The following is a 15,304-nucleotide window of genomic DNA, read 5'->3' on the forward strand; positions in this document are numbered from 1 at the left end:
TGCTTCGATTATGAAACATGTTTTGACTGGCATTCTGCCCGTAGCCCCGACGCCGTTCACGGCGGACGGACGCGTTGACGAAGACGGCATGCGCCGCGTGCTCGATTGCATGATTGACCAGGGCGTCGATGCAATCTGCATTCTGGCCAACTACTCCGAACAGTTCGTGCTTTCGGATGAAGAACGCGCGCTGCTGACCAAGCTCTCGGTGGAGCATGTCGCCGGCCGCGTTCCGGTGATCGTGACGATCAGCCATTTCGCGACGAACATCGTCGTCGAGCGCGCCAAATATGCGCAGAGCCTCGGCGCTTCCATGGTCATGATGATGCCGCCTTACCACGGTGTGGGCATGGTGCCGGCCCCGCTCGGCATTTACGAGCATTTCAAGGCCGTGTCGGACGCGATCTCGATCCCGATCATGATCCAGGATGCCCCGATCTCGGGTGCATCACTCCCCGTCGACATGCTGGTCAAGATGGCGAAGGAGATCGAGAACGTTTCCTATTTCAAGATCGAAGTGCCGTTCGCAGCCGACAAGCTGGCGGCACTGATTGAAGCAGGCGGTCCGGAAATCGTGGGCCCGTTCGACGGCGAGGAAGCAGTGACCCTGCTGGCGGACCTCGACGCCGGCGCAACGGGCACCATGACCTCGGCCATGTTCCCGGAAAAGATCCGTCCGATCGTGATCGATTATCGCGCCGGCCGGGTTGATGCGGCGCTGGCGCAGTGGCAGCGCTGCCTGCCGCTTGTCAACCATGAGAACCGCCAGTGCGGCCTGCGCGCTGCCAAGACGGTGATGATGGAAGGCGGCGTGATCAAGAGTGATTATGTGCGTCATCCGCTGAAGCCGATGTCGGACCGCACCAAGCAGCGCCTGCTGTCACTGGCGCGTGACCTTGATGTGCTTGCTCTGAAATGGGGCAAGTGAGCCGGTTGAACTCCGGCTGATAGTTCTTACCTTCAGTGGCGAGCGGCCCGCTCGCCACTTTCCATTTCACCACCCTTCCATTTGACCGCAAGGAGCAACACAATGCTGACTGGCAAACACCTGATCGCTGGCGAATGGGTCAGTTCTGAAAAGACCTTCAACTCTGCCCCGGCCAAAGGCGAATCCCGCGCCTATTCTGATGGCGGCGCAGCCGAAGTCGATCGTGCCGTGCAGGCCGCCGAAGAGGCCTTCTGGTCCTACGGCTATTCGACGCGCGCCGAGCGCGCCGCTTTCCTCAACAAGATCGCTGACGAAATTGAAGCCCGTGCCGACCAGATCACCGAGATCGGCTCATCCGAAACGGGCCTTCCGGAAGCCCGTCTTCAGGGCGAACGCGGCCGCACGACCGGCCAGCTGCGCCTTTTCGCCAGCCACATTGAAAAGGGCGACTATCTCGACCGCCGTCACGATCCGGCCCTGCCGGACCGTCAGCCGCTGCCGCGCCCGGATATCCGTCTGATCGAGCGTCCCGTCGGCCCCGTCGCCGTGTTTGGCGCCTCCAACTTCCCGCTGGCCTTCTCGACCGCCGGCGGTGACACGGCAGCAGCGCTCGCGGCCGGCTGCCCGGTTGTCGTCAAGGGCCATCAGGCCCATCCCGGCACGGGCGAGATCATCGCGCAGGCGATTGATGCCGCCATCAAGGCCTGCGGCATTCATCCCGGCGTCTTCTCGCTCGTTCAGGGCGTGACGCGCGAACTTGGTGCTGCCGTCGTCCAGCATCCGCTGATCAAGGCTGTCGGCTTCACCGGCTCGCTCGGTGGCGGCAAGGCGCTGTTCGACCTCTGCGTGGCCCGTCCCGAGCCGATCCCGTTCTTCGGCGAGCTCGGCTCGGTCAACCCGATGTTCGTGATGCCGAATGCCGCAGCCGCTCGCGCCGAAGCCATCGGCAAGGGCTGGGCGGGTTCGCTCACCATGGGAGCGGGGCAGTTCTGCACCAACCCCGGCATCTCGATCGTGGTGAAGGGTGAAAGCGCCGACACCTATATCGACGCCGCGGTGAAGGGTCTCGAGCCTGTCGGCGCGCAGACCATGCTCTCCGACGGCATCGCCGAAGCCTTCCGCCGCGGCCGCGATCGCGTCCGCGCCACGGCCGGCGTTCGTGAAGTTCTGACTTCGGTCTGCGACCTACGCAATGCGACGCCTTATCTCTACGTGACGACGGGTCAGGATTGGCTTGGCAACCACGTCCTCAGCGAGGAAGTCTTCGGCCCGCTCGGCATGGTCGTTGTCGTCAACGATCTCGAGGAAATGCGTCAACTCGCACTGAGCTTCGCCGGTCAGCTGACGGCGACGATCCATATGGACGCCGCCGACACGGCCGATGCGCAGACGCTGATGCCGATCCTGGAACGCAAGGCGGGCCGCATTCTGGTCAACGGTTACCCGACCGGCGTCGAGGTCTGCGATGCCATGGTTCACGGCGGCCCGTATCCGGCGACGACCAACTTCGGCGCGACCTCGGTCGGCACGCTGTCCATCCGTCGTTTCCTCCGTCCGGTTTCTTACCAGAACATGCCGGTCGAGCTTCTGCCGGTTGATCTGCGCTGAGGCTTTTCGCCTGCGAAACTCTGAAAAGGCGGGGCGGAAACGTCCCGCCTTTGTCGTATGTGATGTGAATTGCGCTCTTTGCGACATTCCGAATGCGCCAAACTGTGTCGGATGCGGAAGAGCGAGGGAAGGGGTCGCAAGGATACGAATTGAGCATGCCGAACGGAAAGACGAAAGACCTTGCAGTCTGCCACTTTCCGGCTAGAGAAGACTCGGCGGAGAAGAAGAGGGGCCCTCGGACATGAACAGTTACGTTCTCACCGTTTCTTGCAAATCAACCAGAGGCATTGTTGCCGCCATCTCGGGTTATCTGGCCGAGAAGGAATGCAACATCGTCGATAGCTCCCAGTTCGACGCGCTGGATACGGGCAAGTTTTTCATGCGCGTCTCCTTCGTCTCCGAAGGCGGCGTCAGCGGCGATGATCTGCGCAAGGGCTTCAAGGCCGTTGCAGAGAAGTTCGCAATGGATTGGGAAATCCATAGCCCCGAACAGCGCGTTAAAGTGCTGCTCATGGTGTCCCGCTTTGGTCATTGTCTCAACGATCTTCTGTATCGCTGGAAGATCGGTGCGCTGCCAATTGACATTGCGGGCGTCGTTTCTAACCATTTTGACTATCAGAAGGTCGTCGTGAACCACGACATTCCCTTCCACCACATCAAGGTGACGAAGGAAAACAAGCCGCAGGCGGAAGCCCAGCTGATGCAGGTCGTGGAGCAGTCCGGCACAGAACTCATCGTGCTGGCGCGCTACATGCAGGTTCTCTCCGACGATCTCTGCAAGAAAATGTCGGGCAAGATCATCAACATCCACCACTCCTTCCTGCCGTCTTTCAAGGGCGCGAACCCTTACAAGCAGGCCTATGAGCGCGGTGTGAAGCTGATTGGCGCGACGGCGCATTATGTCACTGCCGATCTTGACGAAGGCCCGATTATCGAACAGGACATTGTTCGCATTACGCATGCCCAGAGCGCGGACGATTACGTATCGCTGGGGCGCGATGTGGAAAGCCAGGTGCTGGCGCGGGCCATCCACGCCCATATCCATCACCGCACCTTCATCAATGGCAACCGGACGGTTGTTTTCCCGGCAAGCCCGGGGTCTTACGCGTCCGAGAGAATGGGCTGAAGACAAAATGGTTCGACGGATCGAAGGTAAATCTACGGCGGCAGCCGTCATCGACAAGGTGAAGGCGGAAGCCGCGCAGCTTGAGCGCGATCATGGCGTGAAGCCGGGCCTCGCAGTCGTCATTGTCGGCGAAGATCCCGCGAGCCAGACCTATGTCGCCTCAAAGTCGCGCACTGCGAAGGAGTGCGGCTTTCATTCGGTCCAGCATTCGCTTCCGGAAGGTACCTCTCAGGCCGAGCTTGCTGCCCTGGTCGACAAGCTGAACGCCGATCCGGCCATCCATGGCGTACTCGTTCAGCTTCCGTTGCCGAAAGGTCTCGATTCGGAGCCGATCATTCAGGCGATCCGGCCGGAAAAGGATGTCGATGGTCTGCATGTCGTCAATGCCGGCAAGCTCGCCACGGGCGATCTGAAAACCGGGCTTATCTCCTGCACCCCGGCGGGTGCCATGATCATGGTGCGCATGGTGCATGGGCAGGATTTGTCTGGCCTTCATGCCGTCGTCGTCGGCCGATCCAATCTCTTCGGCAAGCCCATGGGGCAGCTGCTGCTGAACGCGAATGCGACCGTCACCATGGCGCATTCGCGCACCAGGGATCTTGCGGCGATCTGCCAGATGGCCGATATTCTGGTCGTTGCTGTCGGACGGCCGCAGATGGTGCGCGGCGATTGGGTGAAGCCCGGTGCGACAGTGATCGATGTCGGTATCAACCGGATCGACGCGCCGGAGCGTGGGGAGGGCAAGACCCGCCTCGTGGGCGACGTCAACTATCCCGAGGCTGAAGCTGTCGCGGGTGCGATTACGCCTGTTCCGGGCGGCGTCGGTCTGATGACGATCGCGATGCTGATGGCCAACACTGTGACGGCCGCCTATCAGCAGTCGGCTGTGCCCGCGCCGGATTTCGGCACATTGTGAGGCGATGGTGGCCAAGCGCATTCAGTCGCCCCGGCTTCTCTATTGTTATTGACTATAACTAATTTGGCTTTTAAAACCGGGTCATCGAACTCGGGAGGAAGCCATGATCGATCTTTCCAAAATCCGCGCCATCGACTTTCACACCCATGCCGAAGAGGCGTGTGGATGTCACGCGGATGATGGTTACGATGAGCTTCAGTCGACCATGGCGCGCTACTTCCGCGCGGCGTGGGAGCATCCGCCGACTGTTCCCGAAACGGCGGAACATTACCGAAAGCAGAATGTAGCGGCTGTTATCTTTCCGGTCGATGCAGAACATGAGACCGGCTATCGTCGCTACAGCAACGAGGAAGTTGCCGAACTCGCGGCCGAATACAATGATGTTCTGATACCCTTTTCCTCGATCGACCCGCACAAGGGCAAGATGGGCGTGCGCGAGGCGCGCCGCATGATCGAGCATTATGGGGTTAAGGGCTTCAAGTTTCACCCGACATATCAGGGCTTTTACCCCAACGACCGCCTGGCCTATCCGCTTTATGAGGTCCTGGCCGAATACGGCGCCATAGCACTGTTTCATACCGGCCAGACGGGCGTGGGCTCTGGTATGCGCGGCGGAAACGGCATGCGGCTCAAATTTTCAAACCCAATCCATCTTGACGATGTTGCTGTCGACTTTCCGGACATGCCGATCGTGATGGCGCACCCGTCCTTCCCCTGGCAGGAGGAGGCGTTGGCGGTCGCCACGCACAAGCCCAACGTGTATATCGACATGTCCGGCTGGTCGCCAAAGTATTTCCCGCCGCTTCTGGTTCGCTATGCCAATACATTGTTGAAAGACAAGATGTTGTTCGGTTCGGACTGGCCGATGATCTCGCCGGAACGTTGGCTGGCCGACTTCGAGAAGATTGACATCAAGGATGAGGTCCGTCCGCTCATCCTGAAGGACAACGCGGTTAAACTCCTGAAATTGAGCTGAAGTTCCCCAGGTTCACAAAAATATAGTTCTTGCCCGCTGCCACGTACGCGGGCAGAATTCCGGGCATGTACGCATCGCACGGATTTCTGAGATCGGACATTGGTGACGTCGACGTGATCTTTCACGACGGTCTGTACCATCTCTTTCACCTTGTCCTCCCCAATCACGACTTTATAGCCCATGCCGTCAGCGAAGACGGCCTGTCATGGCGGCGCGTCAAGAACGCGCTTTTCGTCGGAGACCCCGGCAGCTGGGACGACGACATGTTGTGGACCATGCATGTCTCTCCCGACCCTGATCGGGTAGGCGAGTGGCGCATGTTCTACACCGGCCTTTCAAGAGCCGAATATGGTCGCATACAGCGCGTCGGTCTGGCGCGCTCCAAGGATCTCTATCATTGGGAGCGCTGCACGGACGCCGGCTATCCGCTGGAAATCCGGGGCCCCTACTACGAGTCCGGCATTGATGAGGGGCGGCAGTGGGTAAGCTTTCGCGACCCGTTCTTTTTCACTGATGAAAAGACCGGTTCAAGACTTCTTCTTGCCTCGGGTCGGGTCAGGAACGGACCCGTTATCCGCCGCGGCTGCGTCGCCATGGCGCGCGAGATCGCGCCGGATTCATTCGAGTTTCTCTCGCCCCTTCACAAGCCGGGGCTCTATGACGATGTCGAGGTGCCCAATCTCTTCTGGCTCGGTGACCGCTATTACCTCATTGGCTCGATCCGCGAGGACATCAAGATTCATTACTGGTATTCCGAGCGGCTGGAGGGACCATACGAGAATTTCTTCGAAAATGTTCTGCTGCCGTTTGGCAACTACGCCGCGCGTGTATGCCAGAACGGCGGGCGTCCCTTGCTGTTCTGCTTCTTCGCCCGCACCGAGATCATCAACGGACGTGAGGTGACAAAAAAGGTGTTGCCGCCTCCGAAGGAGCTGGTTCAGGGCAGCAGCGGCCGGCTCAGGCTGAAGTCGTCACGGGCCTTTGACGATCTGGTGACTGGCGGCGAGAAGATCACCGCCGTAGCGCAATGCCGCTTTCTTTACGGCAACTCCCATGCATCGCTGGATGATCAGGATGGCTATCTCAGCTTCTCCTGTCGGAGCGGTTACGAAGCAGTGCTGCTGCCGGGGCATCACACGGACTTTCGGCTCCGCTGCGTTCTTACGCTGCAGGGTTCAGGCAAATGCGGCCTTGTCCTGCGGATCAACGAAGAAGGCGACGGCTATTATCTGGCCCTCGACCTGATCAAGGGCGTGGCACAGATCCGCGCCTGGGGCGCGAACCCGACGCCCGTCTTCGAACACTCCTTCCGCTACGAGCAGCTTCAGGATGCTCACTTCCAGGAGGAGCAGCGGGAGAGCTGGCTGATCGAAGTTGTCGCGCACGGCATGTATCTTGAGGTTTCCATCGGCGGTTACGTGGTTCTCAGTCTTGTGGACGAGACCTATGCTGACGGTGCTGTTGGGTTTTATGCTGAATCGGCGACGCTCGGCATTCGCGACCTGATCATCGAAAATCTCGCGCGTCCTGTCTCGGAGCATGCATCCGAAATGGTTTACACCGCCACCCGCGTCGACCACTCCGATAAGGAGGCTGCGCGATGACGGCGCGCACCGAGGTCGACGTCTGGCTTGTTGTTAGTGATGTTGACGACACTCTGACAGGTGACAGGGATGCGTTATTTCATCTCTGGTCGGTGCTGCGAGATGCCGAGGAGCCCATCCGTTTTGTTCTGAATTCCAGCCGCCCGGCGAGAAGTGTTGACGAAACCATTCGAGACTATTTCCCGCAGGATTTCTCCCCGGACGCGATCATCACCGGGCTGGGCACCGAGATTCGGATAGGGGGCGCTCTCTTGACTGAGTGGGCAGCACGCTTTGAAAATTGGCCGCGGCAGGAGATCGTTGATCTCGTTGAGGATTTCGGTCACGCGCCGCATCCGGACGTGTTTCAGACGCCAGCCAAAGCGAGCTTCGCTGTGCCGGATGAGAGGGCGGTGGAGAGGCTTCTGGAGGTACTTTCTCAGCGCGGTCTGCCGTTTCGTGCCATTTATTCCGGCGCAAGCGATCTCGATCTGATCGCGCCGGGTGCCGGAAAAGATGCCGCTCTGCTGTTCCTGGCAAAGCATTTTTCCGCTGGCCCCGGGCGAGTGATTGCGGCGGGCGATTCCGGCAATGACCTTGCCATGTTCGAGGCCGCCGACCGGGCCATTGCCGTTGGCAACGCCCGGCGTGAATTGCGGTACGCCGCCCCGCGCCACAAGACTTACTTCGCCCGGGCGGACCACGCTGCTGGTGTGCTCGAGGGGTTGCAGGCCTACGGTGTGCTCCCGTCGTAACGCCGGAGCGGAACCTTGGTAGCTGCCAGACGTTAGACGATAACGTCAAACTGTGCGATGGACGCCGTTCAAGTAGAAGAGGAAGACACACATGGCCGGACAACATGTCGGTTCGCTCCTGATGATCTCGCTGCATGGCTATGTCGCGGGCTCGCCGGAGTTGGGGAAGCCGGACACGGGAGGCCAGGTGGTTTTCGTGCTGGAGCTTGCCAAGCGTTTCTCGCGACTGGGTTACCGTGTCGATGTTATGACACGGCGTTTTGAAGACCAGCCGGCCGAGGATGAGATCAACGACAATCTCAAGATTGTCCGAATCCCGTTCGGCGGGCGCGATTTCATCCGCAAGGAAGACATGCACGATTGGTACGGTGACTTCATCACCAATGCGCTGGCCTACATACGCAAGCGCAAGATTCAATATGACGTCATCAATTCGCATTACTGGGATGCCGGGGTGAGCGGTCAGAAAATCGCCGAAGAGCTGCAAATTCCCCATGTCCATACGCCGCATTCGCTGGGCTGGTGGAAGCGTCACGATATGGCAGGCGCGGATCCTGAGGAGATTGCCGGCTATCGTTTTGAAGAGCGTATCCGGCGTGAATTCGTGCTCTATCGAAACTGCGACCACGTGATCGCCACGAGCGAACAGCAGCTTGACCTGATCGCCGAACAATATGAATTGCCGCGCGATCACATCACCATGATCCCGCCAGGGATAGACGAAGGCCGCTTCACACCTGCGACACCAGACATGGTTCGGCGTGCGCGCTCCCGTCTGGATTTGACGGAAAAGGATATCTACATCGTCGGCCGCGCGGCCGAAAACAAAGGGTATGATCTGGCGATACACGCCATGGCACATCTTCGGGAGCTTCAGCCCGAGGCCCGGCTTGTTCTGGCGGCGGGCGCGAATTCCGACAGCGACATCGCGCTCCTAGATCAGTATAAGGCAATCGCTTCCGAGGTCGGCGTGGAAGACCGGATCGACTGGCGCGGCTATGTTGAAGACAGGGATCTGGCGGATTGTTACCGCGCACCGGGCGTTTTTGCGCTTCCCTCGCGCTACGAACCCTTTGGAATGACCGCCGTGGAGGCCATGGCCTGTGGCACTCCGACCGTCATGACGATTCACGGCGGGCTTTACGAACAGATCGAGTTCGGTCGGCACGCGCTGGTCGCCGACCCGAAGCGGCCGGAAGAATTCGCCGCCATGTTGAACATGCCCCTTCAGTATTCGTGGCTGCGTGAAACGCTTTCCGTGGAGGGAGCCCGCTTCGCCCGCCGAGCCTTCGGCTGGACGGGGATTGCGCGCCGCACGCTGAATCTCTTCGAACAGTTCCGCGGTCGCTATGATATGTACAAGACAGACGAGATTGAGCACCCCGCTGCGTGAAGGTGTAAAATGATTAGATAATAAAATATTTATTATCTAATCATAGTCATTTTTCGCTGGATCAGTCGATCGCGCCGGGCCCGCGAATGGCAGTAGGCGGGCATTTTCCGAGGATGATCATGCCCAGGACTTCGTCCTTGGTGACCTCCGTGGTCTTGGCGTATCCAACCACCTGACCGTTTTTCATCACTGCCACGCGGTCGGCAAGGTCGAAGACATCGTGAATGTCGTGGCTGATCAGGAAAATGCCGATGCCGTCCTTTTTCAGCTCCTTGATGAGTTCCCCAACCTGTGCGGTTTCGTGGGGGCCAAGCGCCGCCGTGGGCTCGTCCATGATCAGGATGCGTGCATTGAAGAGGATGGCGCGGGCAATGGCGACCGACTGACGCTGCCCGCCTGAAAGCGCTTTGACGGGCTCCTTGAAACGGCGGAAATTAGGGTTGAGGCGGCCCATGACCTTGCGCGCTTCGGCCTCCATCGCCGCGTCATCGAGCGTTCCCCAGCCTGTCAGCAATTCCCGGCCGAGAAAGAGATTGGCAGCGGCGTCGACATTGTCGGCAAGCGCCAGAGTCTGGTAGATCGTCTCGATCCCATAGGCCTTGGCGTCGCGAGGGTTGCCGATCTGCGCCTCCTCGCCATTGATGAGGATCTGGCCGGCGTCGCGGGGATAGGCCCCCGACAGGATCTTGATGAGCGTGGACTTGCCGGCGCCATTGTGTCCAAGCAGTCCCACGACCTCTCCCGGAAACAGATCCACGCTGGCATGATCGACGGCCTTGATACCCCCAAAGGCGATGGAAATGTCGCGCATTTCGACCAGGGGCGTTGCGCCGGAATGAGGAATCCCGATGTTGGCATTCATGTTCATCCTCCTTATCTGATGCGACGGCGATAGACGGTATCGAGCCAGACGGCGACGACAAGGACGCCACCGACGACCATTTGCTGCATGGCGCTTTCGAAACCGATAAGCACCATGCCCGATTGCAGCGACTGCATGACGAGGGCTCCCAGCATGGCGCCCCAGATCGTGCCGGATCCGCCTGCCAGGGATGTGCCGCCGATCACGGCGGCCGCGATGACATAGAGCTCATCGATCTTGCCGAGATCGGCGGTCGCGGAATTCAGACGCGCCGAGGCGATGATTGCGGAAATGCCGACCAGCGTACCCATCAGGGCGAAGACCATGACGGTCATACGTTTGGTGTTGATGCCGGCCAGTTCCGCGGCTTCCGGGTTGCCGCCAATGGCGAAGACGTAGCGGCCGAAGCGGGTGCGGTTGGCGATGAAGGTCATGATGACCAGCACCGCGCCGGCAATCAGGACCGGAATGGCGAAGCCATGGCCGATGAACAGGCCGCCTGGCGGAATGGTGATGTTATGGGCCGCCGCATATTGCTTCACGATGCCGGCCGGCCAGGGATAGTTGTTGGCAACATAGGCCGCACCCAGCACCAGCGCGGAACCGACGATGGCAATGAAGATTTCCGCCCAGAGGGGGCGGCGCGGAAAGCCGAAGCGTTTGCGCTGCTTGCGGCTTGTGGCGAGGGAAGCCACGATCAGAACGCAGACGACAACCGCCACAATCCAGCTTGCTGTAACGCCAATGGCACCATAAGGGCCGCCGCCGATCAGGGCGAAGTTGGGGTCGACCGGCGAAATGGTCTCACCTCGCGTCACCCACCAGGCGGCGCCGCGCCACACAAGCATGCCGCCGAGAGTCACGATGAAGGATGGGATCTGCAGATAGGCGACGAGCAGTCCCTGAAAGGCGCCAATCGCCGTAGCCACGATGAGCGCGACCAGAACCGCCAGAATCCAGATCATGGGATGGCCGAGGCCGAGACCGAGCACTTTCGGAAATATCCAGACTTGTGCCGCGCCTGTCACCATGGCGGTCACGCCGAGAACCGAGCCGACGGAAAGATCAATATGTCGGGTGACGATGATGAGCACCATGCCGGTCGCCATCACCGCGATGGAGGCGGTCTGAACCGACAGGTTCCAGAGGTTTCGGTAGGTGAGGAAGGCGCCATTGTCGTTGAAAACCATGCCATAGACATGGAAACCGACCCAGATGAGCAGCAGCGCGCCGAACATGCCAAGCATGCGCGCATCGATTTCTGTCGCTCTAAGGAAGGTTGTAATAGGCCCCTCGCGGCTGGCCGACGACGGATTGGTGATGGCGGTGTCGGTCTGTGTCACGTGCCGTTCCCCCTCGAAACAAAGTCTGTTGAATGGCAGGTTCTTGTTATTGAGGCGCCAAATGGCAGGCGCCCGGGTGCAGTCATTGAGGTGTTATGCATCAGAAAGCCGCGTCGCCATGAGCGGCGCGGCTTTCTGTTGACCGCGATTGTCGATCAGTTGCACGCCTTGACGCTGCCGGCTTTTACACCAGCGCAAGCCGTGGCCTTGTCGATCCAGCCGGCCTTGATGACGTCGCCGAGCGAGTCCTTGGTGACCGCGAAAGGCTTGAGAAGAACGGCGTTCATCTCGACCTTGCGCGCACCGTCCTTGAACTTTTGTACGTTCGGAACGGACGAGGCGTCCTTGCCGTCCGCGAGCATGAGCGCAGCTTCGGCGGCTGCCTTGCCGAGTTCGCGCGAGTCCTTCCAGATCGAGACGAGCTGGGTGCCGAGCGCTACACGGTTGATGGCGGCTGCGTCACCGTCCTGGCCGGTGACCGGAACGGAGCCGGCAAGGCCCTGCGCCGAAAGCGCGGCAACGACACCGCCGGCCATGCCGTCGTTCTGCGAAAGAACGGCGTCGACCTTGTTGTTGTTGGCGGTGAGGATCTGCTCCATGTTCTTCTGGGCATTTTCCGGCTTCCAGCCATCCGAAGATGCTTCGCCGACGATCTTGATGGCGCCGGAATCGATCTTCGGCTTGATGACCTCCATCATGCCCTTCAGCAGGAAGGCGGAGTTCGGGTCGCCCTGGTCGCCCTTGATGATGGCGAAGTTGCCCTTGTCCTTCACCTTCAGCACTTCCTCGGCCATCATCTTGCCGACGCCGACATTGTTGAAGGTCATGTAGAGCACGCTTGGATCCTCGATCTGAACGTCGTAGGCGATCGTCGGGATGCCTTCGTCCTTAGCCTTCTGAACAGCCGGCATGATGGCTTCCGAGTCCCACGGAACGATGAGCAGAACGTTGGCACCCTGCGAGATCAGCGATTCCACATCCGTCAGCTGTTTGGCTGCCGATCCCTGGGCGTCGGCGGAAATATACTTGTCGCCGGCGGCCTCAACGATTTTCTTGATAACGGCTTCGTCGCGCTTCCAGCGCTCTTCCTGGAAGATCTTCCAGGACACGGCAATGGTCTTGCCGGCAGCAAAAACCGGGCTCGCCGCAGACATGACAAACACTGCGCCTGCAAGCGCAGCTGCAAACTTCTTCATGATGTCCTCCCAAATGCTTTCAAGCATCAAAAGCAAAAATGGCGCAGGGACTCCCAACCCCGTGCCGAGACTTTTTTTGAGCCTCAAAAAAATAAGTGACACGCTTATTTTCATATGTCAAGATAAAAACACAATTCGCTAAGTTGCTGCAATGCAAACAGTTTTTTGCATTGCGGGACGTTTTGAAATAGGGCGTGAGTGCGGAGATCCGGACACCTCGCGGAGGAGTAGAATGTCAGGCATTGTGCGCCAGGACGACGTCCGGCGGCTGAATCAGTTCGGACTTCTGCGGGCGCTGAGGCGGCATGGTCCGCTTTCGCGCACTGCTCTGAGTTCGTTGACGGGCTTGTCGCCGTCGACCGTGACGGTGATCACCAACAGCCTGATCGAGCGGGGGCTTCTGACCGACCGTTTGCCCGAAACGGCGACCGTCAACAAGCGGGGGCGGCCGCAGGTGCTTATTGCGCCGGATGGCAACTACGCCACTGTCGCCACGATCCGTCTTGCCCGCGGCGTGGTTGAAACGGCGCTCTTCGATTATGCAGGCCGCGAATTGGGGCGCCGGGAGTTACGCCGCCGGACGCTGTCGCTCGCGCCGGAGAGCATTGTGCGGCTGATGGTTGAGCTTGTCGATGGCGTGGCTGAGGAAGCCGGCCGCGGCAGGGCCAATCTGGTCCGGATTGCTGTGGCCGTTGAAGGCATTGTTGATAGCGCCGGCCGGTTGCTTCTCAGCACACCTTTCGCGGATGTGCACGAAATGGACATTGCCTCCCTTCTAGAGGCCGAATTCGGCGTCAGCGCCGAGGTCATGAACGATTGCAATGCCGTGGCGGAGGGATTGACCTGGACCGCGCCCGAAGCGTCGGGCGAGAATTTTGCCGCGCTCCTGATGGCGAACGGCGTCGGCCTCGGGCTGGCGATCAACGGCAAGATGCTGTCTGGCCCGAAGTCCTCCGGGATGGAATTCGGTCATATGATCTACAAGCCGGGTGGAGCGCTGTGTCGTTGCGGCCGGCATGGTTGCATCGAGGCCTACGCCGGGATCTACGCCATTCGTCGGGCGGTAGCCGGGCAGGACCCCAATGTGGTGATTGAGGACGTGCCGGAAAACGACACGCTGGTGGACATCGTAGAAAAGGCCAGACGATCGGACGGGCCGGAGCGCCAGGCGCTGAAAGAGGCGGGTCGTGCCATAGGGAACGGGCTCGTCAACCTCTTCACGCTGTTTGACGGCGTGCCTCTCATCATGGCCGGTGCTTCCACGGTCGCGCTCGATTTCATGATGGACGAAATCAGGGCCGCGTTTGCAAATCAGAGCTTTGGTCGTGAGGTGGAACCCGACATCGTGGATGTCTATCCCGATGCGCCGAAGCTGATGCGCCAAGGCGCCATGCTGAAGGCGCTCGCCGCCTATGATATGTCTCTTCCCGATCAAGTGGAGCTCGTTGTGGAGGCTGATGGCAGATAAGTGAAGTGGTAGTGAGGAGTCAGTGAGTCAAATTTGGCATGATGTGATGATAAAATGCCGAATGGCAGCGATTTCTATGCGGTTTTGAGTTCAGGTTTTCTGGGAGAAGCAAATGAAGATTATCTACGATCCCGCGCCGCGGACGGCGGCAGAGATGTTCAGCAATGAGGATTTTTCCGCGTTCATGGGCGGATACGATGTGGTGACCTATGATGGCGGCGATCGCGACGCTTTCTATGACGCGCATCTCCCGGATTGCAACATCCTGGTGAGCCAGCAGCCGATGGGGGCTGATCGCCTGGCGAAGGCATCGAACTTGAAGGCCATCTTCAATGTTGAGACCAATTTCCTTCCCAATATCGACTACGAAGCCTGTTTCCAGCGCGGCATTCATGTGTTGGCACCCAGCGGCGTCTTTGCCCTCGCCGTCGCGGAGATGGGGCTTGGCATGGCCATCAGCCTTGCGCGCGGCATCCATAGTGAACATGCGCGTTTTCTCGATGGGACGGAACGATATGGGCTCGAGGGGAACGGGGATGCCGAACTCTTGACGGGATCCCAGTTCGGGTTCATCGGCTTCGGCGATCTCGGCAAGGCACTCCAGGCGCTTCTGCCCGCCTTCCGTCCGGCAGCTGTTCGTGTCTTCGATCCTTGGTTGCCAGATGGCCATCTTGCGAGGCTTGGAGTTCAACCGGCATCGCTGGATGAGGTTCTGACAAAGAGCCGTTTCGTGTTTGTGGTCGCCTCTATCACGACCGAAAACCAGCATTTGCTCAACCGCGATAAGCTGAGTCTCATGCAGCCCGGCGCATCGCTGATTTTGCTGAGCCGCGCGGCCGTTCTGGATTTCGATGCCCTGGCCGAAATCGTGTCCACCGGCCGGATCAGGGTCGCAACGGATGTCTTTCCCCAGGAGCCAGTGCCCTCCGGTGATACGCTTCGCGCTTTGCCCAATGTGCTGTTCTCACCGCATCGCGCCGGCGCGTTGAATTCGGCATTGCAGGAAATCGGCAAACGCGTACTGGAGGACGTTGATCTTATCAGCCGGGGCCTGCCGCCGGTCTCCTGCCGTCGCGCCGAACGCGAAACGGTGATGCGCATGCGCAGCAAGCCGGTGGATAAAACCTGACGGCTTGTTCCGATAACACCA

At 59.7% G+C, this 15,304-nt stretch carries 13 protein-coding genes; 10 read left to right on the plus strand and 3 right to left on the minus strand.

Features of this window, described 5'->3' with window-relative positions:
* Window positions 1-10: 10 nt before the first annotated feature.
* From LQK83_RS09605 to LQK83_RS09640, 8 genes are all read left to right on the plus strand, one after another.
* Window positions 11-928 (plus strand): dihydrodipicolinate synthase family protein, encoded by a 918-nt coding sequence (locus tag LQK83_RS09605; RefSeq protein ID WP_230837180.1) that lies wholly within the window; start codon window positions 11-13, stop codon window positions 926-928.
* A 102-nt stretch (window positions 929-1,030) separates the two neighbouring features.
* On the plus strand, window positions 1,031-2,536 hold the full coding sequence (locus tag LQK83_RS09610) for an aldehyde dehydrogenase (NADP(+)) (RefSeq protein WP_230837181.1): 1,506 nt from the start codon (window positions 1,031-1,033) through the stop codon (window positions 2,534-2,536).
* A 241-nt stretch (window positions 2,537-2,777) separates the two neighbouring features.
* A complete protein-coding gene (gene purU, locus LQK83_RS09615) occupies window positions 2,778-3,662 on the plus strand; it encodes a formyltetrahydrofolate deformylase (protein ID WP_230837182.1) in 885 nt (294 codons plus the stop codon).
* A gap of 7 nt (window positions 3,663-3,669) precedes the next feature.
* Window positions 3,670-4,578: a bifunctional methylenetetrahydrofolate dehydrogenase/methenyltetrahydrofolate cyclohydrolase FolD gene (gene folD, locus LQK83_RS09620; protein WP_230837183.1), complete on the plus strand. Its 909-nt coding sequence runs from the start codon at window positions 3,670-3,672 to the stop codon at window positions 4,576-4,578.
* Window positions 4,579-4,681: 103 nt separating this feature from the next.
* Entirely contained in the window at window positions 4,682-5,554 is an 873-nt protein-coding gene (locus LQK83_RS09625) for an amidohydrolase family protein (RefSeq protein ID WP_230837184.1), read from the plus strand.
* Between the two features lie 65 nt (window positions 5,555-5,619).
* Window positions 5,620-7,158, plus strand: a complete 1,539-nt coding sequence (locus tag LQK83_RS09630; RefSeq protein WP_230837185.1) for a glycosyl hydrolase — start codon at window positions 5,620-5,622, stop codon at window positions 7,156-7,158.
* Complete coding sequence (locus tag LQK83_RS09635; protein WP_230837186.1) at window positions 7,155-7,892, plus strand: HAD-IIB family hydrolase; 738 nt, start codon at window positions 7,155-7,157, stop codon at window positions 7,890-7,892. Before LQK83_RS09630 ends, LQK83_RS09635 begins: the two co-directional genes overlap by 4 nt.
* A gap of 91 nt (window positions 7,893-7,983) precedes the next feature.
* The gene (locus LQK83_RS09640) at window positions 7,984-9,285 is read left to right on the plus strand and encodes a glycosyltransferase (RefSeq protein WP_230837187.1); all 1,302 of its coding nucleotides are present in this window, start codon (window positions 7,984-7,986) and stop codon (window positions 9,283-9,285) included.
* 61 nt (window positions 9,286-9,346) lie between these two features.
* Here the strand turns inward: LQK83_RS09640 and LQK83_RS09645 are convergent, their stop codons facing one another.
* The 3 genes from LQK83_RS09645 to LQK83_RS09655 all read right to left on the minus strand — a co-directional run bounded on the left by LQK83_RS09645 (window position 9,347) and on the right by LQK83_RS09655 (window position 12,686).
* Complete coding sequence (locus LQK83_RS09645) at window positions 9,347-10,147, minus strand: ATP-binding cassette domain-containing protein (RefSeq protein ID WP_230837188.1); 801 nt, start codon at window positions 10,145-10,147, stop codon at window positions 9,347-9,349.
* Window positions 10,148-10,158: 11 nt separating this feature from the next.
* Window positions 10,159-11,490, minus strand: coding sequence for a sugar ABC transporter permease (locus tag LQK83_RS09650; protein ID WP_442966729.1), 1,332 nt, complete (start codon window positions 11,488-11,490; stop codon window positions 10,159-10,161).
* A 155-nt stretch (window positions 11,491-11,645) separates the two neighbouring features.
* Window positions 11,646-12,686, minus strand: coding sequence for a substrate-binding domain-containing protein (locus LQK83_RS09655; protein ID WP_442966730.1), 1,041 nt, complete (start codon window positions 12,684-12,686; stop codon window positions 11,646-11,648).
* 232 nt (window positions 12,687-12,918) lie between these two features.
* Between LQK83_RS09655 and LQK83_RS09660 the strand changes: the two genes are divergently transcribed.
* Window positions 12,919-14,154, plus strand: coding sequence for an ROK family transcriptional regulator (locus tag LQK83_RS09660; protein WP_230837189.1), 1,236 nt, complete (start codon window positions 12,919-12,921; stop codon window positions 14,152-14,154).
* A 112-nt stretch (window positions 14,155-14,266) separates the two neighbouring features.
* Window positions 14,267-15,283 (plus strand): hydroxyacid dehydrogenase, encoded by a 1,017-nt coding sequence (locus LQK83_RS09665; RefSeq protein WP_230837190.1) that lies wholly within the window; start codon window positions 14,267-14,269, stop codon window positions 15,281-15,283.
* The last annotated feature ends 21 nt before the right edge of the window (window positions 15,284-15,304 follow it).

It is taken from the genome of Rhizobium sp. C1, assembly GCF_021026335.1.
GTDB lineage: Bacteria > Pseudomonadota > Alphaproteobacteria > Rhizobiales > Rhizobiaceae > Ensifer_A.